The following is a 23,467-nucleotide window of genomic DNA, read 5'->3' as shown; positions in this document are numbered from 1 at the left end:
CAGCATTACAAGCGGCGGTTCAGACCCGCCGTTGCAGCCAATGGAAGTGCTCCTCGAGCCGCGTCAGGCCGCGCTCGCGCATCCGCGGATTACGCTCCAGCACTTCCTTGGCTTCCAGCAGTTCCACGCTCCACTCAGCGGCGTACAGGTCGCGCACCTCACTCGTACCCACCGCGAAGGGCGGGCCTTCCATCTCTGCCTGGTCATAATCCAGCGTAACCAGAAGCTGCTGACAGCCGGCCGGGAGGATGCTCGACATCAGTGCCGCGTACCGCTGACGCATCGCGTGCGGCAATGCGATCAAGGCGGCGCGATCATAGACCGCCTGGCAGCCGAGAACATCGGTCGCACTGAGCGCGAAAAAGTCGCCGCAACGGATCTCCAGGGTATCGGAGCGATAGACCTTGAACGGCCCTCGCTGGGAAATTTCAGCTTCGAGCTGCTGCTCGGAAAAAAATGCGTCTACAGCCTTCTCACTCAGCTCCACCCCCACGACATTGAACCCTTGCCCGGCCAGCCAGGCCAGATCCAGACTCTTGCCGCACAACGGCACCAGCACCGTCGCACCATCAGGCAACGCCAGTCGCGGCCAGTGGCGACGCATGCCGGGATGAACATCGTCAAGGTGGAAACCAATCTCGTTGCGAGCCCAGCGCTCCTGCCAGAAGTCTTTGTGCACCTGGAAATCTCCATAATGAGGATGGCAGCAGCTTATCAGAGCGAGGTTGAGGGGAGCGCGCTCAGCCCGCGTAGAGCGATGCCTCGACATCCATCCCGGCGTCGCGCATCTGCGCCAGCTTGTAACGCAGGGTGCGCGCACTGATGCCCAGGCGATCAGCCGTCTCCTTGCGCCGTCCACGTTCGGCACGCAGGGTATCGATGATCAACTGGAACTCGCGGCGGCGCAGATCATCCCCCAGTCCCGAACAGGCCCCCGCCTCCCCTGCAGCGCCCTCGCACGGTTGTGCCGCGCTGCTGGCGACAGGCAAGCTGGTGACACCGCCCACACCCGCCAGGCACAGATCCTGCGGCTGGATCACGCCGCTCTGCTGAAGAATCAACGCTCGCTGTATCGCGTTGTCCAGTTCGCGCACGTTGCCCGGCCACGCGTGCGCCACCAGGCAGCGCTGCGCCTCGGCCGAAAGCCGCGCAGGCGCCTGGCGCATCTTCCTGGCGTGGCTGACCAACAGGCGTTCGGCCAGCGGCAGAATATCGGCCGGGCGCTGCCTCAGCGGCGACCACGCCAGTGGGAAGACCGAAAGACGGTAATAGAGGTCCTCACGGAAGCGACCCGCCGCTACCTCGCCAGCGAGATCACGGTTGGTGGTGGCGAGCACACGAATATCCAGAGCGATAGGCTTCCGCCCACCGACCCGCTCGACCTCTCGCTCCTGCAGCACACGTAGCAGTTTCGCCTGCAACCCCAACGGCATCTCGGATATCTCGTCGAGCAGTAAAGTACCGCCGTCGGCCTGCTCGAACTTGCCAGGCTGACTGGCAATTGCGCCGGTGAAAGCGCCCTTCTCATGCCCGAACAGGGTTGCCTCGAGCATGTTGTCCGGAATGGCAGCGCAATTGATGGCGATAAATGGCTTGCCGTGCCTCGGTGACTGCTGGTGGATATAGCGCGCCAGCACCTCCTTGCCAGTGCCTGACTCACCGGAGATCAGTACAGTGGAGTCACTTTGCGCCACCCGCCGGGCAAGAGCCAGCAGCTGCTGGCTGGACGGCTCGAGCGCCACCGGCCCTTCTGCCTCGGTAGCGGCGATGCCGTTCACATGACGCCCCAAGAGCTCAAGCAATGTGCCTGGCTCGAACGGCTTGACCAGATAATCGACAGCGCCCTGGCGCATCGCATCCACCGCCCTCGTTACCGCGCCAAAGGCGGTCATCAGCAGCACGGGCACCTGCGGGTAGCGTTGCCTAACCAGCGAGAGCAGTTCGTGGCCGTCCATGCCGGGCATGTTCACGTCACTGATGACCAGGCCGAATGACTCTTCCTGCAGCGCACACAAGGCCGCTTCGGCGCAATCGACGGCACGGTACTCGTAGCCCCCAAGCTGCAGCGTGATGCCCAAGGCTTCGCGCAGGGCGTGATCGTCTTCGACGAGAAGTATCGTGGCGGCCATACAGGTCACTCCGGTTTGTGAGTGGCGGGAATCAGCGGCAGACTCATCAGCGCACAGGTTCCGCGGCCTGGCCGCGAGCGCAACTGCAGGTCACCTTGATGGGCTCGGGCAACGGCCTTGGCCACTGCCAGACCCAGGCCGGTTCCCGTGGTTCGGGTGGTGAAAAACGGCTCGCCCAACCGGCCCAGTATTTCGGCGTCGATGCCTTTACCGCAGTCGCTTATGCACACCCGCACCGTTTCGTCGCGGCGATACAGGTGGACCTTCAGACGCGGCGCCCCGACGCTGGCCTGTAACGCATTTTCGATGAGATTGAGCAATGCTCCGACCAACGTATCGCGATTGCACAACACCTCCACCCCCTGCACGTCACACTGCCAGCGCACACTGGCGCCCTGCAGACGTGGCTCGCCGGCCGAACGCAGCGCCGACAACAGCGCAGCCGGACTCAGTCGGTCGTTCAGCGGCAGATCACCGCGGGCGAAGATCAGCATGTCACGGACCTGATGCTCCAGTTCGTGCAGACGAGCCTTGAGGCTACCGGCGAAGCGCTGCTGTTGCTGTTCGCTCAGGCCACCCTGCTCGAGGTGACTGGCATATAGCAACGCGGTGGACAGCGGAGTGCGAATCTGGTGGGCAAGCGAAGCCACCATGCGCCCTAGCGACGACAGCCGTTCATGGCGCGCCAGCTGATCCTGGAGTCGGCGGGTCTCGGTAAGGTCGGTGAGCAGCACCAGCTGACCAGGTTCCCCGGCAAGCGAGCGCGTAGCGATCGATAGGCGGCGACCATTGCGTAGCGATATCTCGTGCCCGTCGTCCCGCCGCGGCGCAAAACAGCGGCCAATCACCTCGCGCCAGGGGTGCCCCACGAGTGGCTCGCTCAACAGCTCAAGAGCAACCGGGTTCGCATCGCGCACCACACCCTGCCCATCGATCACGATGACGCCACCTGGCAGCAGGTCGAGAACGCTCTGCAATCGCTGCGCGAGACGCTCTTTCTCCTCCAGCTCCTGTCGTCGAAGCTCGCCGGCCTCGGCAAGTTGCCCCTTGAGCTCGGCGACGCGTACCTGCAACAGCTCCTCGGATTCACCAAGCTGTCCGGATACCTGACGAAAGAGCTCCAGTGATCGAGTCAGCGCCAGCACGTCTGGGGCATCGAATGAACTTTCGGATGGCTTGGTGACGGAATTCACGGGTCGCTTGCGCCTGTCAAAAGAAAGTCGGTTGACGGGGACCAGCAATCTTCGTGCCCGGCACTCAGCACGTCCCGCCATCGGCACGACCATGCCAAACGAAAAAAGCCACCTGATCCAGGTGGCCTTTTTGAACGTCTTTTTAGAACCGCTAGCAGCGTGCTAGTCGCCCATATCGTCGTCGCGACGATTCATGCCGTACTTGCGCATTTTCTCGACCAGCGTGGTTCGGCGAATCCTCAACCGCTCGGCCGCCCGAGCCACCACGCCACCAGCATCTTCGAGAGCCTGATGAATAAGCCCCTGCTCAAGATTGCCGAGGTATTCCTTGAGATCCAGACCCTCGATCGGCAGCATCGCCTGAGCTTCGGGTACTACCATTGGCGCACTGATTGCCGCACGCTCCTCCATCTCATCATGCAGGCTGGTCGCGTACTGCTCATCATCGTCGTCGACGTGGCGAAACTTCTTCGGCAGCTCCATTACCCCGATAACGCCATAGGGGTGCATGATCGCCATGCGCTCTACCAGGTTGGCCAGCTCGCGGACATTACCCGGCCAGTCGTGCCGGCATAGCGACATGATTGCAGCCGAGTTGAAACGTATAGAGCCGCGCTTTTCATGCTCCATGCGCGAGATCAGCTCGTTCATCAGCAACGGGATATCCTCGACACGCTCCCGTAGCGGCGCCATCTCGATGGGGAAGACATTCAGACGATAGTAGAGGTCCTCGCGGAAGGTCCCCTCCTCGATCATTTTCTCCAGGTCCTTATGCGTCGCCGCGATGATGCGCACATCGGCATTCTGCGTACGGTTGCTGCCAACACGCTCGAAGGTGCGCTCCTGCAGAACCCGCAGCAGTTTGACCTGCATCGGCAACGGCATGTCGCCTATCTCATCGAGAAACAGTGTGCCGCCCTCGGCAAGCTCGAAACGACCCGCGCGAGCAGTAATCGCACCGGTAAAGGCGCCCTTCTCGTGACCAAACAGTTCGCTTTCCAGCAACTCCGCCGGAATCGCTCCGCAATTGACAGGTACAAAAGGCCCCTGACGCCGCTTCGAGTGATAGTGCAGATTTCGCGCAACCACTTCCTTGCCGGTGCCGGACTCACCAAGAATCAGCACACTGGCTTCGGTGTCGGCGACCTGTTCCATCATCTGCCGGACGTGCTGCACCGCTCGGCTGGTGCCGACCAGGCTGCGGAAAAGATTGGGCTCGCGCTGGCGACCACGGGACTTTGCCTGGTCGTACATCTCGCGATAGACCTGCGCACGGTGCAGGGAGTCGAGCAGCTTGTTATAGCTGGGTGGCATTTCCAGGCTGGTCAGCACTCGGCGTCGCAGATCGTCCGGCCAGTCCGCCGGAGCGGGCTCACCGATCAGCATCAGCGGGACATTTTCATCCCATTTGCCCATCTGCTTGATCAGTTCGACAGCGCCGCCCTTGGAGGACACGTCGCCCAGCATGACACCGTTGACAACACGGCTGGACTCGAGGCCGGCGACCGCCTCCTGCCATTCACTGCTTGAACAAGCCAGATGATCCTCGCTGAGAAAGTTCAGGATGACGGCCAGGTCGCGCCGGCGGTCGTGATCATCGTCTATCAACAAAATCTTGGTTTCACGCCACATCTTGTTTATAGGGCTCTAAAGAAGCTGAAAGAAAGCCTGCGCTCGCATCCATGGAAGAACGGCGATCACACTGATGGCAGATGGAACGTAGATTAATGAAAAAATGAACTGAGTCAAATTTATGGCGTGAATTAGCGACCAAAGAACGAGCCAAAAATCAGTACCTTGAGAGACACCTCAAGATCGATTTAAAGACTTCGGTGCACGATGACCGCGAAGATAGATATTTACCAGGCAATAAGCGCCAATTAGCCGCTCGCCAACAAAAGGGTAGCGGCATAATGCCACATACTTTGTAATGATAAATATTGAGGAAGAATTCAGCCCCAGTGATCCCGGGAAGAATTTGAAGCTGTCGGGCCTGAGGCCACGCTTAGGCGAATAGCTGGTAGACCTTGGTACCCTGTTGAGACTGATTCAGCTGACGCAGCTCGCTTGCGACCCGTGCCTGTTCAATCTGGCAGGTCATTACCAGCTCACCATACAGATCAAGAAGCTCCTGCAACCGCTGACGAACCACGCCGCTGTCGCGCTCATGTGCCTGCATCGCCTCGTCGACGGCATTACGGCACTCGCGATCCAGCATACTGATTGCGGCCCAGTCCTGCTGCGTCAGCGCATCGCGTAGAGCGGAACCAGTTTCTTCGAGGCGCTTGACGGAAGCATTCATTATCGACTCCGGGGCATGAGCCCGATGGACGGCATAGGCCGAGCCAGCTGGGAACGTTGCAGTGCAACGGTGCTGAACCTTTATCGGCAATAGGCAAGCCGCCTTTAGGCTGAAGCGCAAAAAGTTAGCGCCTGCTGCCGAGGAGTAACATCAATAGCGGTCACGAAGACCCGGCGGAACACTGGGCGGCGCGACCGGCTCCCAAGGGCCATCGGGGCGCCCAGCACAGTACCAGTCGCCATCCCACCGGTAATACAGGCGCTCCCGGTAAAAGAGATCACGCCCCTCCACGACATAGACCCCAAGACGATTGTCCCAGTGCGCAGCCACGTGCGGTGGTGGCGCATAACGCGGATGGCTCTTCTGGGTAGTTGGAGCCCTGGGTGCCGGTGGCGCCTTGATAGGAGGGGGTGAGATAACCGGCCCACTGGGCTCGGGCGCACGCGGCACCGGACTTGGAGCAGGCCCCTGAGGCGCGGAACCGTAGGGATTACCTGCGCAAGCGCCGAGCGCCAATGTCAATCCGAGCAGTACGACCCGCGGGCCGAACCGCGCAAGCCTAAGCGGGTGTGCTGACGAATTCGTGTGCATCTCTACCTCATGGGTGTTCAGGGAGCCTCGGCGCGGTCGATCACCAGATCAATGGCGTTATCGCTCGCAGTATCAAGCGCTTCGCTTTGACCCATCCACTCACCTTTTGTTGCGTCGCCGGAACGGGAGACCCGCGCCATTACCGTGACCTGCTCGACGCTGGATATCTTCATCGAAGGCACCATCGCATCGGCATCGCCAAGCGTGACGGTTGCAGGCAGATCGGCAATCGTCAGGCGTTTTGCTGCCAGCGGAACGGGTGGCCCCGCTACTGCGCGAGCGAATACGAAAACCGTATCCTGCGGCGAAACCGATTCCGCCACCTTCGGGTCCAGCGCAACCTGAATCTGAAGCGTGGCCCCTGCGTTATCAGCCTTCTCGCTTGCCGCTGAAGCCTGTTCGGTGGTGGAGCTGCCCCCCTCGATCTGCTGCCGCGCCCGCTCGATGCCGCCACGGATCGCTTCGCGCGAAGGATCTTCTTCGGGAAGCGCCGCAACCAGTTGCTCCCAGAAGCGCACGGCATCCGGATAACGCGCTTCCTCGAATGCCGCGATGCCAAGCAGGCCGAGACTGGTCACCTCCTGCGGATCGCCCTGCAGCGCCTCGTCAGTAAGGGCTTGAAGCTTATCGGACCACTGACGGTCACCGGCGAAATAGAGCGCCTGCGCCAGCTGACCGAGCAGCTCGGGCTGACGGCCCGCAATTTCCACCACGCGCCCGAAAGCCTTGGCTGCGTCGGCTGGACGCTCCTGGTTCATATAAGTACGACCCAGGAAGTACCAGGCTTCGGCAGAATCCGGCTGCTCCTGTACGGCCTGCTCCAGATGAGCGGTCATTTCCTCGACTGTGCGAGGCTGCTCCGAAAACTGTCGAGCCATCTGAACTTTGTCGCTGGCGCCCCAATACATATAAAGCCCGTAGCCCATCAGGGGCACCAGAACCGCCGCAATCAGCGGAACGCTGCGACCAAGCTTGGCGATTCGCGGCTTGTCGCTATTCTCGGTGTCCTCCAACAGCTCGCGTGCAGCATCTGCTCGCCCAGCCTCCAACTGCTCGGTGGTCAAGGTTCCGGCAGAGTGCTGAGAGGTCAACTCGGCAAGGCGCTCTTCATACAAGGCAACGTTCAGCGCCGTACGATCTTCTTCGGCCTGGGCTCGACGGCCACGCAGGATGGGTAACAACAAAAAGGCCAATGCCACCAGCAGCAGGGCGCCGGCGGCTATCCAGAAATCGATCATGAGTCTTTTTTATCCAGAAGCTTGGCGAGACGTTCGCGCTCGGTCTCGGAAAGGGTTGATGCAGGTGCCTTTTCGACCCGGCGACGACGCACCAGAATCACGGTCAGCACGCCGAAGCCGAGGACCAGCAAACCAACCGGCCCATACCAGAGCAGCATGGTTTTCGCGTTTACCGGTGGCTTGTAACGAACGAAATCGCCATAGCGATCGACCAGATAGGCAACGATCTCGTCGTTGCTCTTGCCTTCCTCCAGCATGCGGAAGATCTCTTCGCGCAGGTCCATCGCGATCGGCGCGTTGGAGTCGGCGATGTTCTGGTTCTGGCATTTCGGACAGCGCAGTTCTTCAGTGAGCGTGCGGTAGCGCTCGCGCTCGGCTTCGTCCTTGAAGTCATAGGTGTCTATGGCAGCATGTGCCGTAGCGCTGACGGCCAAACCCAGCAAAAGCGCGCGGATCATCGATTTCATTCGTCCACCAGCTCCTGATAGAGCGCCGCCAGTTGCTCGCGCCAGACTCGCTCGTCGATCGCGCCAACGTACTTGTGGCGAATGATGCCGTTCTTGTCGATCAGGAAGGTTTCTGGTGCGCCGTAGACGCCCAGGTCCAATCCCAGCTTGCCATCCGGATCACTGACGTTGAGCTGGTAGGGGTCGAGGAAATCCTTGAGCCACTGCTGCGCCTTGGCGTTCTCGTCCTTGTAGTTGATGCCGTGAATCACGACGCCCTGCTCGGCCAGGCGATTGAGCATGGCGTGCTCGGCCTTACAGGTCGGACACCAGGTCGCCCAGACGTTCACCAGCGCTGGCTTGCCCAGCAAGTCCTCGCGGCGAACCTGCCGGTCGCCCTCCACTGCCGGCAGCTCGAACGCCGGAAACGGCTTGCCAATCAGCGCCGAAGGCAACTCGGTCGGATCGAGAAACAGCCCGCGATACAGAAATACCGCCACCACCAGGAAGATCGCCAGCGGCAGCAACATCAGCACTCGTTTCACATCAGGCTCCTTGTCCAGCCAGCCCCAGTGCTTCACGCACCCGGGTTTTCACCTTGACCCGATACCGCCGGTCACTCGCCGCCAGCATGCCGCCAAAGGCCATCATCAGCCCACCGAGCCAGATCCAGCGCACGAAGGGTTTGATATGCACGCGTACCGCCCAGGCGCCATCGCCCAGCGGCTCGCCCAGCGCGACGTAGAGGTCGCGGGTAAAGCCTGCGTCGATGCCTGCCTCGGTCATCGGCATCTGCTGCACGGTGTACAGGCGCTTTTCCGGGTGCAGCGTGACGATCCGCTTGTCGCCGTCGAGCACGCGAATGGTCGCCTTGTCCGACGTGAAGTTCGGTCCTTCGTGATGCACCGCGCCTTCGAAGACGAACTCATAGCCGCCAAGCGACAGTGACTCCCCAGGAGCCAAGCGCAGATCGCGCTCCGCACTTTGGTGGCTGGTGAGTACCACGCCAATGGCACAGACCGCCAGCCCGAGGTGCGCCAGATGCATGCCCCAGTAGCTTGGCGCGAGGCTGCGCATGCCCTTGAACAAACCCTTGTGGCGCGTCTTGTCCAGCAGATCACGGATGCCAGCGATTACCACCCAGGCCGCCAGCAAGGACACTGCAAGTACCGCCCAGTTGAAGTCACCGAACAGCAACGAGCCCAGACCACCAAGCACTACGCTGGTGATCAGCACTGGCGTGAGCATGCCGAGCAACCACTTCAGCGGAGTGTCCTTCCAGCGCACCAGGATTCCGACACCCAACGTCAGCATCAGCGCGCCAATCAGCGGAACGAACATCGCATTGAAGTACGGTGGGCCGACGGAAAGCTTGGCACCGGACAATGCGTCCAGCAGCAGCGGATAGAGCGTGCCGAGGAGAATCATCGCCGTGGCGACGACCAACAGCAGGTTATTGACTAGCAGCAGAGTCTCGCGCGACCACAGGCCGAACCCGACCTGGCTTTTGACCACAGGCGCGCGCATGGCAAACAGCGTCAGCGAGCCGCCTACCACCATCAGCAGAAAGATCAGAATGAACACGCCACGCTCGGGATCGGTAGCAAACGCGTGCACCGACGTCAGCACGCCGGAACGGACCAGGAAGGTCCCAAGCAGGCTCAGCGAGAACGCCGCGATTGCCAGCAACACGGTCCAGCTCTTGAACACGCCGCGCTTCTCGGTCACTGCCAACGAGTGAATCAGCGCCGTACCGACCAGCCAGGGCATGAAGGAGGCGTTTTCCACCGGATCCCAGAACCACCAGCCGCCCCAGCCGAGCTCGTAATAGGCCCACCAGGAGCCAAGGGCGATGCCCAGGCCGAGGAAGGCCCAGGCGACGAGCGTCCAAGGACGCGACCAGCGTGCCCAGGCCGCGTCAAGGCGACCACCCAGCAACGCGGCGATCGCAAAGGCGAACGCCACCGAGAAACCCACGTACCCCATGTAAAGCATGGGCGGGTGGACGATCAAACCGAAATCCTGCAGCAGTGGATTGAGGTCGCGTCCATCCATTGGGACCTGCGGCAGCAGCCGCTCGAAGGGGTTCGAGGTGACGATAAGAAAGAGCAGGAAACCGATGCTGATCAAACCCATGACGCCGAGCACGCGCGCCAGCATGTCTTCCGGTAGCTGGCGGGAGAAGATCGCCACGGCAAAAGTCCAGCCAGCCAGGATGAAGGCCCACAGCAGCAAGGAGCCTTCGTGAGCGCCCCAGACCGCGCTGAACTTGTAGTACCAGGGCAAGGCACTGTTGGAGTTGTGGGCGACGTAGGCAACGGAGAAATCGTCGACCATGAAGGCGTAGGTCAGGCAGGCGAAGGAGAAACCGAGAAAGGCGAACTGACCCCAGGCGGCTGGTTGGGCCAGGCCCATCCACTGTCGGTCACCGCGCCAAGCACCGATCAGCGGCAGCGTGGCCTGGACCACTGCCAGGCACAGCGCCAGAATCATCGCCAGATGGCCGAGCTCGGGAATCATTTCGCGTACTCCTGCTTACCGCCCTCGTAGTGCTTCATCATGCCGCTCTTCTCCAGCGCCTGAGTTACTTCGGGCGGCATGTAGTTTTCGTCATGCTTGGCCAGCACTTCGTCGGCAACCAGAACGCCCTCGGAATTGACCCGACCCAGCGCGACGATACCCTGCCCTTCGCGGAACAGGTCCGGGAGAATTCCCTGGTAAGTGATAGTGATCGCCTGGGCGCCATCAGTGACACGGAAGGCGACGCTGAGTGAGTCGTTGGTACGCTTCACCGAACCCTCTTCGACCAGGCCGCCTGCTCGAATCCGGGTGCCCTCAGGAGCCTCCCCCGCTGCGATCTGGGTCGGTGTGTAGAACAGGTTGATGTTCTGCTGCAGAGCGGACAACGCCAGCGCCACGGCGATACCGACACCGGCGAGGATCGCCAGGACGATGAAAAGACGCTTCTTGCGCACCGGATTCACTTCGACTCCTCCCGGCGCAAACGACGCGCCTCATCTTGCAGGTAACGCCGGCGTGCCAAGACTGGCAGCGCGACGTTGAGAATCAGGACAGCCAGGCTGATGCCATAGGACGTCCAGACGTACACGCCATGATTGCCCATGGCGATGAAATCCGCGAAGGATAAAAAGTTCACGAGTTGTTTCCTACCAGAGCCTTGACCTCATTCTTCACCCAGCTGGCGCGCGATTCGCGACGCAGCACTTCCAGGCGCATGCGCATCAGCAGCACCACGGTGAAGAAGCAGTAGAAGCCGATCACCATCACCAGGAGCGGCAGCCACATTTCAATTGGCATCGCCGGTTTTTCGGTGACGGTGAATGTTGCCGGCTGGTGCAGCGTGTTCCACCACTCCACCGAATACTTGATGATCGGGATGTTCACCACTCCAACGATGGCCAGCACAGCGCACGCCTTGGCCGCGCTGTCACGATTGCTGATCGCCTGTCCGAGCGCAATGATGCCGAAGTACAGAAACAGCAGGATGAGCATCGAGGTCAGCCGCGCGTCCCATACCCACCAGGCACCCCAGGTCGGCTTGCCCCAGACCGCGCCGGTCAACAGGGCGATGAAGGTCATCCAGGCGCCGATGGGGGCGGCCTGCTGCAGAGCCACATCGGCCAGCTTCATCTTCCAGACGAGCCCGACCACCCCCGCCACGGCGAGCATCACGTAGATCGACTGAGCGAGAAACGCAGCCGGCACGTGGATATAGATGATCCGGAAGCTGTTGCCCTGCTGGTAATCCTCAGGCGCGAACGCCAGACCCCAGACCACACCGACGCTGACCAGCAGCACGGCTGCCCAGGCAAGCCAGGGCAGCCAGCGGCCGCTGATCTCGTAGAACCATTTGGGTGAGCCCAGCTTGTGAAACCATGTCCAGTTCATCGGATGACTCGTCGTCCAGCGGGACCTTGCAAATGCAGGCTCCGAGATTCGTTACATCGACCGGGTGTGAGCGCCGGCCATCTGGGTGTGTCGCTATTCGCCAACGCTGATCTTCAGCCCGGCAGCTATCGCAAAGGGTGTAAGGGTAACGGCCAACGCAGTCAGACTGGCCAGCCAAAGCAGGTGGCCGACTGCCGGTAGACCTTGCAACGACGCTTGCAGGGCGCCGCTGCCGAGAATCAGTACCGGGATGTAGAGCGGCAGGATGAGCAACGCCAGCAGCAAGCCACCCCGCTTCAATCCTACCGTCAACGCCGCGCCCACCGCACCGAGCAGACTCAGAATCGGCGTCCCCAGCAACAGTGAAACCAGCAGCACCGGAATGGTCCCAAGCGGCAGACCCAACATCAAGCCCAACAGCGGCGCCAGCAGCACCAGCGCCAACCCGGAAAAAGCCCAGTGCGCCAGTACCTTGGCGAGAACCAGGAGCGCGAGCGGGTGCGGCGAAACGACCCACTGCTCGAGCGAGCCATCTTCGAAATCACTGCGAAAAAGACCATCCAGTGACAGCAGAACGGCCAGTAATGCTGCCACCCAAACCAAGCCGGGAGAGATGGTTTGCAGCAGCTGAGTCTCCGGCCCTACCGCAAGCGGGAACAACGCGATAACGATGGCGAAGAACACCAGCGGGTTGGCCAGATCAGCCGGGCGACGGAACAGCAGACGCGTCTCGCGCGCCAGCAGAAGAGTGAATACGCTGCTCATGCGGCTCGCTGTCCCAGATCGAGCTCACAGTAGCCGGTAGGCTTTTCCGTCAGGCTGTGGTGAGTGGTCAGTACGACCAGTCCGCCCTGCTCGCAATGCGCTGCGAGATGCCTCTCAAGCTGCGCCACGCCATGTTTGTCGAGCGCGGTAAATGGCTCATCGAGAATCCACAGCGGCGGTGGCGAGAGATACAGACGCGCCAACCCCACGCGGCGCTGCTGGCCAGCAGAAAGGGTATGACAGGGCACGTCTTCGAACCCGCGCAGTCCCACTTCGGCAAGCGCATGCCATATCGCCTCGCGGCTGGCCGGCTGGTGCAACGCACAGAGCCAGGTGAGATTCTCCTCAGCTGTCAGCAAGCCCTTGATGCCAGCAGCATGGCCGATCCACAACAGGTTGCGTGCCAGTTCACCACGCTGAGCGCTGAGCGACCGGCCCTTGAGCAGCACCTCGCCTGCGGTTGGTTGCATCAGGCCGCATAGCAGGCGCAGCAGACTGGTTTTGCCGCTGCCATTGGGCCCGGAAATCTGCAGCATTTCCCCACTCTCGAGACGCAGATCCAGCTTGTCGAAAAGCAGCCGCCAATCCCGTTCGCAAGCGAGGGCTACGGCTTCGAGAAAGGGAGTTGACACGGCTGGCGACACCTCAAGATGAAAAAGGCCTGGCCGCTATACTCAGGAAGCAGGGCCAGGCGGGCGGAATTATACATGGCAACCTTTGGTGCCGAGGGCCGCGAACGCGAAAGGTTGTAAGAGCATTTGAGGAAAGATGACCGAGATCAAGAGTACCACTGCCCTGCCCCCAAGCAGCGCGCCGCGCCAGGCGGCAGCGGCGAATGACCTCGCTTTGAAACTGCTGCAACCGATGCAAGGCCTTCTGGCGGCTGGCGAAAACGCCGAAGCGGAGGTAGTCAGCATCAGGGAAGCGGCGCAGGCATTTCGGCTGGTGCTGCGGCTGACCATGGGCAGCGGGCGCCAGGCGACCGTCGAGGTCAGCAGCAACAAGGCGCCGCCACCCGGCACCGCATACGTCATCACCGCCCTGTCCGACACCCGGTTGCTGGCCGCTCCACAGATCGCCGGGCGCCAGCCCGCCTCGATGATCGACCTTCAGCAACTGCCGGTCGGCAGCATCATCCAGGGCCGTGTCGTGGCGACCAGTCAACAGCAGTCGGAGGACGGGCAGAAGATCTTCAAGGCGGTCATCAGCCTGCTCAACAGCCCCGTCGCTGGACAGAACCTGAATATCGAATCAGCCAACCCGCTGGCACTCGGCAGCCTGCTGACAGCGCAGGTCAAGGGCGACCAATCCCTTGCATTCCTTCCGCTGAGCGGGCGCCTCGATCAGCTGCATCTCGGCGAGCAACTGAGCGCCCAACACAACCGCCAGGCCTCGCTGGAAGGCCTGTTCAAGGCTCTACAGGGTGGTACTGGGGTTCTCCCCGAGGGGCTGCGCGGCGCCGCCGAAAAACTGCTGGGGCTGATACCCGAAATGCAGCAACTGGGCGATGCCAAGGCACTCGCCGCAGCGCTGGCCAGGAGCGGCGTGTTCCTTGAGGCGCGCTTGCTGGCCGGGCAAACCGAAGGACTGCAGGGCGACCTCAAGGCTGGGCTGCTGCGCCTACTGGCGCAAATGCCCAATCTTCCAGGTAGCACGCCGCTGGCCAGCGCCCAGGCCAGTGCTGCCATGGGCCAGGCGTTGCCTGCATTTGCGCGGCAAGCGCTGGGCTCCCTGGCGCAAAGCAATGTCCGTCAGCTCGCGCTGGGGTTCCCGCTACCAACCCGACTGCCGCCTGGCCTGGAAGAAGAAGCCGACCTCGAAATTCTGCTCAAGCTCGCAGCCGCCGCGGTATCCAGGCTGCAGACCCATCAACTGTCCAGTCTCGCGCAGACACAAATCGGCCCGGACGGCGCCCTCCTCACCACCTGGCAGCTGGAGCTGCCAATGCGCGACCAGCGCGATATCGTGCCGCTGCAAATCAAGCTGCAGCGCGAAGAAGAGCCGAGAAAGCAGGAAAAGGAGCGTGGCGAGCCGCTCTGGAAGATCGAACTCGCATTCGATGTCGCACCACTCGGGCCACTGCAAGTTCAAGCACAGTTGACGCGCGGCACCCTCACCAGCCAGCTGTGGGCCGAGCGCAGTGCCACGGCCCAGTTGGTGGCGACGGAACTTACCCATCTGCGTGAGCGCCTACAGGCAGCCGGGCTGAGTGTCGGAGAACTGAGCTGCAGGCAAGGCACGCCACCGCAGGGTCCGAGCACCAATCTGGAGCAACGCTTCGTGGACGAAAAGGCATGAGCGACAAGCAGCCACGCCAGGCAATCGCGCTCAGCTATGACGGTGTCAACGCGCCGAGTCTGAGCGCCAAGGGTGATGACGAACTGGCCGAGACGATCCTCGCCATCGCTCGGGAACATGAGGTGCCGATCTACGAGAACGCCGATCTGGTGAGATTGCTGGCGAAACTTGAGCTGGGCGACGAGATCCCGGAAGCGTTATACCGCACCATCGCGGAGATCATCGCCTTTGCCTGGTATCTCAAGGGCAAATGCCCGCCAGGGTTCCACGAACGGAGCTCAGGCGAACCAGCGCCGCCCCTGCCGCAACTCAGTGGGCCTGCGCGTTGAGTACGACGGCTGCACGATCTTCACCAGTGACCTGAGGGAGATCATGCAGCTGCCAGGCGAAATAGCCGGCACGGAAATAGAACACCCGCTGGTAGCCCCAGGCCACGGCCATTCTTGCGGCTTCCGCGCTGCGCGGGCAGATTTCGCTGTCGCAGTAAATCACCAGCGGAAGCTCACGCGGCCACTCCGGCCCGGCCAGGCTGACGAAATCACTGGCCAGATCGAAGTGCACGGCGCCTTCCACGTGGCCCCATAACCATTCGCGGTCGGCACGCACATCGATGAAGACGGCGCCCAGTTCATGAAGGCGCTTGGCTTGAAAGACGTTTACAGTCATTGCACCGTCCACATCGTCTGGCGCCTCGACGGCCTGAGCGCCAAGCGAAACCATGAACAGCAACAGAATGAGAGTAAGCCGCATCATTGTCCTCCTCGTCCCAAGCATGGGACCTGGACAAGCTCAGCAATGCCAAGCTGATACGGATTGGAATGTGCAGGGTGTGGGAGGTTCCGGCGCAAGACCCGGAAGGGACGACCAGTCGACGGAAAAACCGCAATCAGGGTTTCTTGCGAGCCTGATGCAGTTTGCTCATCAGCTCCGCCTCGGATTGCGACAGGCCACAGGACTGCGTCAGGTCGTCGACGCTTGCGCCCATGCCGACCAGTTTGGCCGCCTGGGAGAAGGAGAAGTTGTTGGGGTCGCGCTGTTCCAGCTGGGTGAGCTTGTCCGGCAACGGCGCCAGCGTGCGACTCAACTCACGCAACTCATCACCCATGCGCAAGCTGCCTTCCAGATAGGCATCCAGGCGGCTGCTCAGCTCCTTGATGCGCTTATCCCTGTTCGCATCGCGTTGCTGCTGTTGTTCGGCCAGAAACCGCTGCCGCCTGAGCAGCCACAGGCAGAAGCCCAGCAGCCCAAGACAGCAGAAGGCCAGCGCAACCAACGATGCGACCAGCGACGCGATCAGCATGTATCAGATGCTCTCAAGCTCGGCCCATTCTTCCTCGCTCATCATCTTGTCGAGTTCGACCAGAATCAGCAGCTCGCCGTTCTTGTTGCAGACGCCCTGGATGAATTTGGCCGACTCATCATTACCGACGTTGGGCGCAGTTTCGATCTCGGATTGGCGAAGATAGACCACCTCGGCAACGCTATCGACCATGATGCCGATGACCTGACGATCCGCCTCGATGATCACGATTCGAGTATTGTCCGATACCGACGCGGTTTCCAGGCCGAAACGCTGACGCGTGTCGATCACCGTCACCACATTGCCGCGCAGGTTGATGATGCCGAGCACATAGCTCGGAGCACCCGGTACCGGCGCGATCTCGGTATAACGCAACACCTCCTGGACCTGCATCACGTTGATACCGTACGTCTCGTTGTCCAGACGGAAGGTCACCCATTGCAGTACAGGATCTTCGGAACCCTGCGCAGACGTCATCTTCATAGCCCCACCTTCTTCAGTTACCGCAATGGCGGTCGATTCTATCGCCGGGCCGCGCAACAGGCGCGACCGTCAATTGTTTGCTTTCAATGCGTCCGCGGCTTCGTCGCGCCCTGCATCTGTTTCACAGCGCCACTGGCGATCAGCTCGGCCAGCGCAGTCACGTCGACCAGCGCGCACATATGCTCGATTACCGTACCGGCCAGCCATGGACGCTGACTGCGCTGCGTACGCCACTTGACCTCACTGGGGTCGAGGCGAATCGAGCGACTGACTTGATGGACCGCCAGCCCCCATTCGTAGCCCTGAACCGAGATCACGTACTGCAACCCCTCGCGGAAGTCGTCACGATACCGATCAGGCATCACCCAGCGCGCGGTGTCCAGCACCTTCAGATTGCCTGACTGGCTCGGCAGTATGCCAAGAAACCAGTCGGGCTGACCGAACAGCGGCGTCAGCTCCTGCCCGGCCAGCGGATAGATGGAGCCCAGACACACCAGCGGCACCGCCAGGGTCAACCCTGCCACATCGAACAGCAGACACTCGAAAGGCTCCTCACCCCAACCCGGATGGGCGTCAGGCACGGCTTCGACTGGCTCGCTGGGCAGCTGCGGCGCAACCTCGAGCTCCACGACCGGCTCAAGAGTCAGCACCGACGGCATCGTTAGAGGCGCTTCCACCACGGGCGGCGGCGCCGGCTGGACTATTTCAAGACGCGGTGGTTGGCTCTGCCGCGTATCACGCAGTTGCTCCTCGAGCACGGCCGCCTGGAATTCGTCCTGACTGACCGAGTCGGCCAGTTCGATGGCAGCGTCCTGCAACAGCCCATCGAGATAGGACTGCAGCGCCTGCTGGGATCGGGTTTCGGTTAGGACGGTGCGGCTCATGGAACGAACTCGTTATGAGAATCTGAACAGGCTATCGGCCACTGGCGCGACAAACTTGAGCTGGCAGGCGCCGAGCGGCATGGCACTTCACGCCACCTGCGGAGAAACTTGCGACGCCAGCAGATGCTTGAGCAAGGCCCGATAGGCAAGAACCGCACGACTGGTCGGATCGAACTGCGAAGGCGTCAGGCCGGCGCGGCTGGCATCGCGCAGCCGCGTATCGACCGGGATGAACGCTGGCCAGAGATGATCGGCATAACCGGCTCGCAGTACCTTGAGCGTATTCATCGAGGCCTGGGTGCGGCGGTCGAACAAGGTCGGCACAATGGTGTAAGGCAGCGCTTGCTTGCGCGAACGGTTGATCATCGACAGCGTGCTGACCATTCGCTCGAGACCCTTCATCGCCAGAAACTCCGTCTGCACCGGAATCACCAGCTGCTGACTGGCAGCCAGCGCGTTGACCATCAGCACACCGAGCAGCGGCGGGCTGTCGATGATGGCGTAATCGAAGTCCTGCCAAAGCTGCGACAGGCTCTTGGCAATGACCAGCCCGAGGCCGTTCTGCCCGGGCGACTGGCGCTCGAGTGTCGCCAGCACGGTACTGGAAGGCATCAGCGAGATACGCTCGTGACTGGTGGCCAGCAGCAGCTGCCACGGCAGGCCATCCGGCACGGTACCCTGGTGCTGGAAGAGATCGAAGACGCTATGGTCCAGGTTGTCGGGATCATGCCCGAAATAGCTGGTCATCGACCCATGCGGATCCAGATCCAGCACGACGACGCGCTTGCCGGAATCGGCCAGCAAGCCCGCCAGTGCGATCGACGTAGTGGTCTTGCCCACCCCACCCTTTTGATTGGCTACAGCCCAGACTCTCATTGATCTTCCACCCGGCGAAGCTGACCGGAACGGCATTGCCTGAAACGGCAAAGCGACGGTGTTTTGACGACTGCGCCCTGAAGCGCTTACATGGACACAGCCGGTGCAGATTGTGTGCCAGCCCGGCGCAACGCATCGTCAGGCCGTACATTGCTGCTGCCCATTCCGGTGACACTCCGGCGCACATCGAGATTGCGCGAAACCACCAGAATCACCCGCCGGTTGCGCGCCCGGCCTTCGGCCGTCGCGTTGTCAGCCACGGGCTGAAATTCGCCATAGCCCACCGCTGCCATCCGCGAAGGGTCCACCCCCTGCGCTGCAAGCATCCTCACAACGCTGCCAGCGCGGGCTGCGGACAGCTCCCAGTTGGTAGGGAACTGGCTGGTGCTGATTGGCAGATTGTCGGTAAACCCTTCGACATGGATCGGGTTGTCGAAAGGGGCCAGAATTCCGGCGACCTTGTCGATCAGCAGAAATGCCTGGTCGTTGGGAAGCGCATCGCCGCTGGGGAACAGCAGGCTGGAGTTGAGTTCGATCTCGATCCACAGCTCATTGCCACGGATCGTCAATTGCTCGTTGGCGATCAGCTCGCCGAACGTCTCGCGCATGCTCTGCGCAATTCGCTCCAGCGGATCGAGGGTCGGCTTCCCCGCCGACGAAGCCGGGCCCGACAGATCCTCGACCTGGGACACATCCGCCTCGGTGGTCCGAGGTCGCTCCTCACCGATGGGGATGGGCTTGACCGAACGATCGACCTGATTGAACACGCCGACCAGCGAATCGGAGAGGATCTTGTACTTGCCCTCGTTGATCGAGGAGATCGAGTACATCACCACGAAGAAGGCAAATAACAGCGTGATGAAGTCGGCGTAGGACACCAGCCATCGCTCGTGATTCTCGTGCTCTTCCGGTGGTCTGCGTCTGGCCATGGCGGTCAGTCCATGAAGCCTTGCAGCTTCATCTCGATGGAACGCGGATTTTCGCCCTCGGCGATGGACAGCACGCCCTCCAGCAGCATCTCGCGATAGGCGGTCTGCCGCTGGACGACGCTCTTCAGCTTGTTGCCGACCGGCAGCACCAGCAGGTTGGCGAAAGCGACGCCATAGATGGTCGCCACGAACGCAACGGCGATGCCGCTGCCCAGCTGGCTGGGATCGGCCAGATTGCCCATCACGTGGATCAACCCCATTACCGCGCCGATGATGCCGATGGTCGGCGAGTAGCCACCCATGCTCTCGTAGACCTTGGCCGCGCGCAGGTCACGCCCCTCCTGGGTATACAGATCGACCTCGAGGATGCTGCGGATCACTTCCGGCTCGGCGCCATCGACCAGCAACTGCAGGCCCTTGCGCGCGTATGGGTCGGGTTCCGTCTCGGCGACCGGCTCGAGGCCGAGCAGCCCCTCCTTGCGCGCAGTATTGCTCCAGGTAGTGACCATGAGGATGCCGCGCGCGAGATCAATGCGCGGCGGAAAGAATATCCAGCGACCGATACTCATCGCCCGCATGAACACGGCGATGGGCGTCTGCAGCAGGACGGCACCCAGGGTACCGCCAAGCACGATCAACGCGGCCGGCCCATTGAGCAGCGCCGAGATATGGCCGCCCTCGAGAAAATTGCCCCCAACGATGGCGACGAACGCCAACAGCAGCCCGATCAGGCTGAGCACGTCCATTAGAGGCGGGCCTCCATCAGATGCACGCCTCGGCCAGATTGCGACCGATGTCGTCGAGCCCGTAGACCGCATCACTCAGGTTGGCTTTGACCACCGCCATCGGCATGCCATAGATCACGCAGCTGGCTTCATCCTGCGCCCACACCTGGCTGCCGCTCTGCTTGAGCAACCGTGCGCCTTCGCGACCATCGGCACCCATGCCGGTCAGCACCACCGCCAGCACCTTGTCGTGAAACGACTTGGCGGCCGAACCGAAGGTAACGTCGACGCAGGGCTTGTAGTTGAGGCGATCATCGCCCGGCAGGATGCGGACCGCACCGCGGCCATCGATCATCATCTGCTTGCCACCCGGTGCCAGCAGAGCAAGCCCTGGGCGCAGCACGTCGCCGTCCTCGGCCTCCTTGACACGAATGCGGCAAAGCTTGTCCAGACGATCGGCGAAGGCTTTGGTGAACGCGGCCGGCATGTGCTGGATGAGCACGATCGGCGCGGGGAAATTCGCCGGGAGCTGAGTGAGCACACGCTGCAGCGCCACCGGACCGCCAGTAGACGTACCGATGGCCACCAGCTTGTACGCCTTGCGCTTGGGCGCCGGCGAACGAGCTGCCGGCGCCGCGGGCGCTGGCGTTGTAGCGCCGGTCCGGGGGGCTGCAGTAGCCAATGTCGAGGCAGTGCCACGCGCGGATACCGGCGGCGTACTTACGCTCGAGGTACAGAACGTGCTGTAGCGCCGGTTGCTGCGCGAAACGGTATGTACCTTCTCGCACAGCAGCTGCTTGACCTTATCCGGGTTACGCGAAATGTCTTCGAAGTTCTTCGGCAGATAGTCGACGGCGCCGGCATCCAGTGCATCGAGGGTGACCCGAGCGCCTTCGTGCGTCAGCGAGGAAAACATCAACACCGGTGTGGGGCAGCGCTGCATGATCTGCCGCACCGCCGTGATGCCGTCCATCATCGGCATCTCGTAGTCCATGGTGATGACATCCGGCTTCAACGCCAGCACCTGGTCGATCGCCTCGCGTCCGTTGGTGGCGGTGCCGACGACCTGGATATTCGAATCAGAGGAAAGGATTTCCGAGACGCGCCGACGAAAGAAGCCGGAATCGTCGACGACCAGGACCTTGACTGCCATACATCACTCCTAGCGGCAGCGCTCCCATCCGAGGTAAGCGCTGCCTGACTGAATCAAATCCTGCGTGCGTAGCGCTTGAGCATGCTGGGAACATCGAGAATCAGCGCGATGCGGCCATCGCCGGTGATCGTCGCGCCGGACATGCCAGGCGTACCCTGCAGCATCTTGCCAAGCGGCTTGATGACCACTTCTTCCTGGCCCACGAGCTGATCGACGACGAAGCCGATGCTCTGATTGCCGACGCTGAGAATTACTACATGGCCTTCACGCTGCTCTTCCTGAGCCGCATCGTTGACCAGCCAGCGCTTGAGGTAGAACAGCGGCAGCGCCTTGTCGCGGACGATCACCACTTCCTGGCCATCGACGACGTTGGTCCGCGACAGGTCGAGGTGGAAGATCTCGTTGACGTTGACCAGCGGGAAGGCGAAGGCCTGGTTGCCGAGCATGACCATCAGGGTCGGCATGATCGCCAGGGTCAGCGGCACCTTGATCACCACCCGCGAGCCCTGGCCCTTGGTGGAGAACACGTTCACTGTGCCATTGAGCTGGGAAATCTTGGTCTTGACCACGTCCATGCCGACACCGCGGCCGGACACGTCGGAAATCTCGGTCTTGGTCGAGAAGCCCGGCGCGAAGATCAGGTTATAGCACTCCAGGTCGCTCAGGCGATCGGCGGCATCCTTCTCCAGCATGCCTTTCTCGACGGCCTTGGCGCGCAGGACGTTGGCATCCATACCCTTGCCGTCATCACTGATGATCAACAGGATATGGTCGCCTTCCTGCTCGGCGGAAAGCACTACCCGTCCGGTACGTGGCTTGCCGGCGGCTTCGCGCTCCTCGGGCATCTCGATACCGTGGTCGACCGCGTTGCGCACCAGGTGCACCAGCGGATCGGCCAGGGCTTCGACCAGGTTCTTGTCGAGATCGGTTTCTTCACCGACGAGCTCAAGGTTGATCTCTTTCTTCAGGCTGCGAGCCAGGTCGCGGACCAGGCGCGGGAAGCGACCGAAAACCTTCTTGATCGGCTGCATGCGGGTCTTCATCACCGCACTCTGCAGATCGGCCGTCACCACGTCGAGGTTGGAGACGGCCTTGGCCATCGCCTCGTCGCCGCTGTTGGAGCCCAGGCGTACCAGACGGTTACGCACCAGCACCAGCTCGCCGACCATGTTCATGATCTCGTCCAGGCGTGCGGTATCGACGCGCACGGTGGTCTCGGCCTCGGCCGGAGGCTTTTCCGCCGGAGCAGCCGCGGCCGGCTTGCTCACCGCAGCTGCCGGAGCGGCCTTGGCCGGAGCAGCAGCAGGGGCAGGCTTGGGCGCCGGTTTGATCGGCACAGCCGCAGCAGGTTCAGCCGGAGTCTCGACGACCGCAGGCTCGAACTTGCCCTTGCCATGCAGTTGATCGAGCAGTGCTTCGAACTCGTCGTCGGTGATCTCATCAGCCGCACCAGCTGTTCCACCGCCCTTTGCCGGTTCGGCGCTTGCTGGCGCAGCGGGTTCAGACGGGGCCGCTTCGAACTTGCCCTTGCCATGCAGCTGGTCCAGCAAGGCTTCAAATTCGTCATCGGTGATTTCGTCACTGGTCGGCGCAGCAACGAACTCGCTCTCGGCAGGCATCGAGGCACCCGCAGCGGCAGAGAATTGTCCCTTGCCATGCAGCTGGTCGAGCAGCGACTCGAATTCGTCGTCGGTAATCTCGTCGGTGGCAGGGCCAGTCGCTACTTCGGCCGCAGCCGGCTCGCTGGCGGCCGGCTGAATGGCATCGAGCATCTGTTCGAATTCGCTATCGGCGCCCTCGGACCGGGATTCGGCCACGACCTGCGGTTCGACTGCCGGCGCTGGCTCATCAGCCGAGGCTGGCTCCGCCAGACGTGCCAGCGCCGCAAGCAACTCACGCGAGGCTGGCGTCGGCTCGACGCGCTCGCGGACCTGGCTGAACATCGCGTTCACGGCGTCGAGCGCCTGCAGAACGACATCCATCAGTTCGGAATCGACTCGACGCTCACCCTTACGCAGGATGTCGAAGACGTTTTCGGCGATATGGCAGCACTCCACCAGCTCATGCAGCTGGAGGAACCCGGCACCGCCCTTGACCGTATGGAACCCGCGAAAAATCGCATTGAGCAACGCCATGTCATCGGGGCTGCTTTCCAGCTCCACGAGTTGCTCGGACAATAGTTCGAGAATCTCGCCGGCCTCTACCAGGAAGTCCTGGAGGATTTCTTCATCGGCGTCGAAGCTCAT

Annotated in this window: 26 protein-coding genes; 2 read left to right on the top strand and 24 right to left on the bottom strand. The window is 61.9% G+C overall.

Features of this window, described 5'->3' with window-relative positions:
• Positions 1 to 19: 19 nt before the first annotated feature.
• The 15 genes from RT582_RS04180 to ccmA form a co-directional block, all read right to left on the bottom strand.
• Positions 20 to 679: a thiopurine S-methyltransferase gene (locus tag RT582_RS04180; protein WP_313476634.1), complete on the bottom strand. Its 660-nt coding sequence runs from the start codon at positions 677 to 679 to the stop codon at positions 20 to 22.
• Between the two features lie 61 nt (positions 680 to 740).
• Positions 741 to 2,129 carry a sigma-54-dependent transcriptional regulator gene (locus RT582_RS04175; RefSeq protein ID WP_023446663.1) on the bottom strand — a complete coding sequence of 463 codons (1,389 nt, stop codon included), beginning with the start codon at positions 2,127 to 2,129 and terminating at the stop codon, positions 741 to 743.
• Positions 2,130 to 2,134: 5 nt separating this feature from the next.
• Positions 2,135 to 3,322, bottom strand: coding sequence for a sensor histidine kinase (locus RT582_RS04170; RefSeq protein ID WP_102832858.1), 1,188 nt, complete (start codon positions 3,320 to 3,322; stop codon positions 2,135 to 2,137).
• A gap of 162 nt (positions 3,323 to 3,484) precedes the next feature.
• The gene (locus RT582_RS04165) at positions 3,485 to 4,954 is read right to left on the bottom strand and encodes a sigma-54 dependent transcriptional regulator (protein WP_042926965.1); all 1,470 of its coding nucleotides are present in this window, start codon (positions 4,952 to 4,954) and stop codon (positions 3,485 to 3,487) included.
• A gap of 373 nt (positions 4,955 to 5,327) precedes the next feature.
• Positions 5,328 to 5,624: a flagellar protein FliT gene (gene fliT / locus RT582_RS04160; protein ID WP_042926967.1), complete on the bottom strand. Its 297-nt coding sequence runs from the start codon at positions 5,622 to 5,624 to the stop codon at positions 5,328 to 5,330.
• 150 nt (positions 5,625 to 5,774) lie between these two features.
• Positions 5,775 to 6,215, bottom strand: a complete 441-nt coding sequence (locus RT582_RS04155; protein WP_041207339.1) for a hypothetical protein — start codon at positions 6,213 to 6,215, stop codon at positions 5,775 to 5,777.
• Between the two features lie 17 nt (positions 6,216 to 6,232).
• Positions 6,233 to 7,453 carry a c-type cytochrome biogenesis protein CcmI gene (gene ccmI / locus RT582_RS04150; protein ID WP_191121796.1) on the bottom strand — a complete coding sequence of 407 codons (1,221 nt, stop codon included), beginning with the start codon at positions 7,451 to 7,453 and terminating at the stop codon, positions 6,233 to 6,235.
• Positions 7,450 to 7,920 (bottom strand): cytochrome c-type biogenesis protein, encoded by a 471-nt coding sequence (locus RT582_RS04145; protein ID WP_191121795.1) that lies wholly within the window; start codon positions 7,918 to 7,920, stop codon positions 7,450 to 7,452. The genes ccmI and RT582_RS04145 overlap by 4 nt, the downstream gene beginning before the upstream one ends.
• Positions 7,917 to 8,444: a DsbE family thiol:disulfide interchange protein gene (locus RT582_RS04140; RefSeq protein WP_102828911.1), complete on the bottom strand. Its 528-nt coding sequence runs from the start codon at positions 8,442 to 8,444 to the stop codon at positions 7,917 to 7,919. Before RT582_RS04140 ends, RT582_RS04145 begins: the two co-directional genes overlap by 4 nt.
• A gap of 1 nt (position 8,445) precedes the next feature.
• Positions 8,446 to 10,419 carry a heme lyase CcmF/NrfE family subunit gene (locus RT582_RS04135; RefSeq protein WP_313476630.1) on the bottom strand — a complete coding sequence of 658 codons (1,974 nt, stop codon included), beginning with the start codon at positions 10,417 to 10,419 and terminating at the stop codon, positions 8,446 to 8,448.
• Positions 10,416 to 10,883 carry a cytochrome c maturation protein CcmE gene (ccmE, locus tag RT582_RS04130; RefSeq protein ID WP_041014444.1) on the bottom strand — a complete coding sequence of 156 codons (468 nt, stop codon included), beginning with the start codon at positions 10,881 to 10,883 and terminating at the stop codon, positions 10,416 to 10,418. The genes RT582_RS04135 and ccmE overlap by 4 nt, the downstream gene beginning before the upstream one ends.
• A complete protein-coding gene (ccmD, locus tag RT582_RS04125) occupies positions 10,880 to 11,056 on the bottom strand; it encodes a heme exporter protein CcmD (RefSeq protein ID WP_313476629.1) in 177 nt (58 codons plus the stop codon). The genes ccmE and ccmD overlap by 4 nt, the downstream gene beginning before the upstream one ends.
• The gene (locus RT582_RS04120; protein ID WP_042926974.1) at positions 11,053 to 11,808 is read right to left on the bottom strand and encodes a heme ABC transporter permease; all 756 of its coding nucleotides are present in this window, start codon (positions 11,806 to 11,808) and stop codon (positions 11,053 to 11,055) included. Before RT582_RS04120 ends, ccmD begins: the two co-directional genes overlap by 4 nt.
• Positions 11,809 to 11,901: 93 nt before the next feature.
• Complete coding sequence (gene ccmB, locus RT582_RS04115) at positions 11,902 to 12,573, bottom strand: heme exporter protein CcmB (RefSeq protein ID WP_313476627.1); 672 nt, start codon at positions 12,571 to 12,573, stop codon at positions 11,902 to 11,904.
• A complete protein-coding gene (gene ccmA / locus RT582_RS04110) occupies positions 12,570 to 13,205 on the bottom strand; it encodes a cytochrome c biogenesis heme-transporting ATPase CcmA (RefSeq protein ID WP_014820837.1) in 636 nt (211 codons plus the stop codon). The genes ccmB and ccmA overlap by 4 nt, the downstream gene beginning before the upstream one ends.
• Positions 13,206 to 13,341: 136 nt before the next feature.
• Between ccmA and fliK the strand changes: the two genes are divergently transcribed.
• Together fliK and RT582_RS04100 are read left to right on the top strand one after the other, a co-directional pair.
• Complete coding sequence (fliK, locus tag RT582_RS04105; RefSeq protein WP_313476625.1) at positions 13,342 to 14,871, top strand: flagellar hook-length control protein FliK; 1,530 nt, start codon at positions 13,342 to 13,344, stop codon at positions 14,869 to 14,871.
• Positions 14,868 to 15,200 (top strand): EscU/YscU/HrcU family type III secretion system export apparatus switch protein, encoded by a 333-nt coding sequence (locus RT582_RS04100; RefSeq protein WP_313476624.1) that lies wholly within the window; start codon positions 14,868 to 14,870, stop codon positions 15,198 to 15,200. Before fliK ends, RT582_RS04100 begins: the two co-directional genes overlap by 4 nt.
• Here RT582_RS04100 and RT582_RS04095 read toward each other — a convergent pair.
• From RT582_RS04095 to RT582_RS04055, 9 genes are all read right to left on the bottom strand, one after another.
• Positions 15,181 to 15,621, bottom strand: a complete 441-nt coding sequence (locus RT582_RS04095; RefSeq protein ID WP_014820840.1) for a rhodanese-like domain-containing protein — start codon at positions 15,619 to 15,621, stop codon at positions 15,181 to 15,183. The genes RT582_RS04100 and RT582_RS04095 overlap by 20 nt on opposite strands.
• Positions 15,622 to 15,757: 136 nt before the next feature.
• On the bottom strand, positions 15,758 to 16,171 hold the full coding sequence (locus tag RT582_RS04090) for a DUF2802 domain-containing protein (protein ID WP_041014448.1): 414 nt from the start codon (positions 16,169 to 16,171) through the stop codon (positions 15,758 to 15,760).
• Between the two features lie 3 nt (positions 16,172 to 16,174).
• Positions 16,175 to 16,654 carry a chemotaxis protein CheW gene (locus RT582_RS04085; protein WP_014820842.1) on the bottom strand — a complete coding sequence of 160 codons (480 nt, stop codon included), beginning with the start codon at positions 16,652 to 16,654 and terminating at the stop codon, positions 16,175 to 16,177.
• Positions 16,655 to 16,737: 83 nt separating this feature from the next.
• Positions 16,738 to 17,538 carry a CheW domain-containing protein gene (locus RT582_RS04080; RefSeq protein ID WP_125896549.1) on the bottom strand — a complete coding sequence of 267 codons (801 nt, stop codon included), beginning with the start codon at positions 17,536 to 17,538 and terminating at the stop codon, positions 16,738 to 16,740.
• Between the two features lie 87 nt (positions 17,539 to 17,625).
• Positions 17,626 to 18,414: a ParA family protein gene (locus RT582_RS04075; protein WP_014820844.1), complete on the bottom strand. Its 789-nt coding sequence runs from the start codon at positions 18,412 to 18,414 to the stop codon at positions 17,626 to 17,628.
• Positions 18,415 to 18,500: 86 nt separating this feature from the next.
• Entirely contained in the window at positions 18,501 to 19,343 is an 843-nt protein-coding gene (gene motD / locus RT582_RS04070; protein ID WP_023446676.1) for a flagellar motor protein MotD, read from the bottom strand.
• A gap of 5 nt (positions 19,344 to 19,348) precedes the next feature.
• Positions 19,349 to 20,089: a flagellar motor protein gene (locus RT582_RS04065; RefSeq protein ID WP_014820846.1), complete on the bottom strand. Its 741-nt coding sequence runs from the start codon at positions 20,087 to 20,089 to the stop codon at positions 19,349 to 19,351.
• A gap of 16 nt (positions 20,090 to 20,105) precedes the next feature.
• A complete protein-coding gene (locus tag RT582_RS04060) occupies positions 20,106 to 21,221 on the bottom strand; it encodes a protein-glutamate methylesterase/protein-glutamine glutaminase (protein WP_044316423.1) in 1,116 nt (371 codons plus the stop codon).
• 53 nt (positions 21,222 to 21,274) lie between these two features.
• Positions 21,275 to 23,467: a chemotaxis protein CheA gene (locus RT582_RS04055; protein ID WP_044316424.1), complete on the bottom strand. Its 2,193-nt coding sequence runs from the start codon at positions 23,465 to 23,467 to the stop codon at positions 21,275 to 21,277.

This window comes from Stutzerimonas kunmingensis (assembly GCF_032106285.1).
Taxonomy (GTDB): Bacteria; Pseudomonadota; Gammaproteobacteria; order Pseudomonadales; family Pseudomonadaceae; genus Stutzerimonas; species Stutzerimonas kunmingensis_B.
Note: the sequence above shows the minus strand (reverse complement) of the source record. Positions and strands in the feature narration are given on the sequence as shown.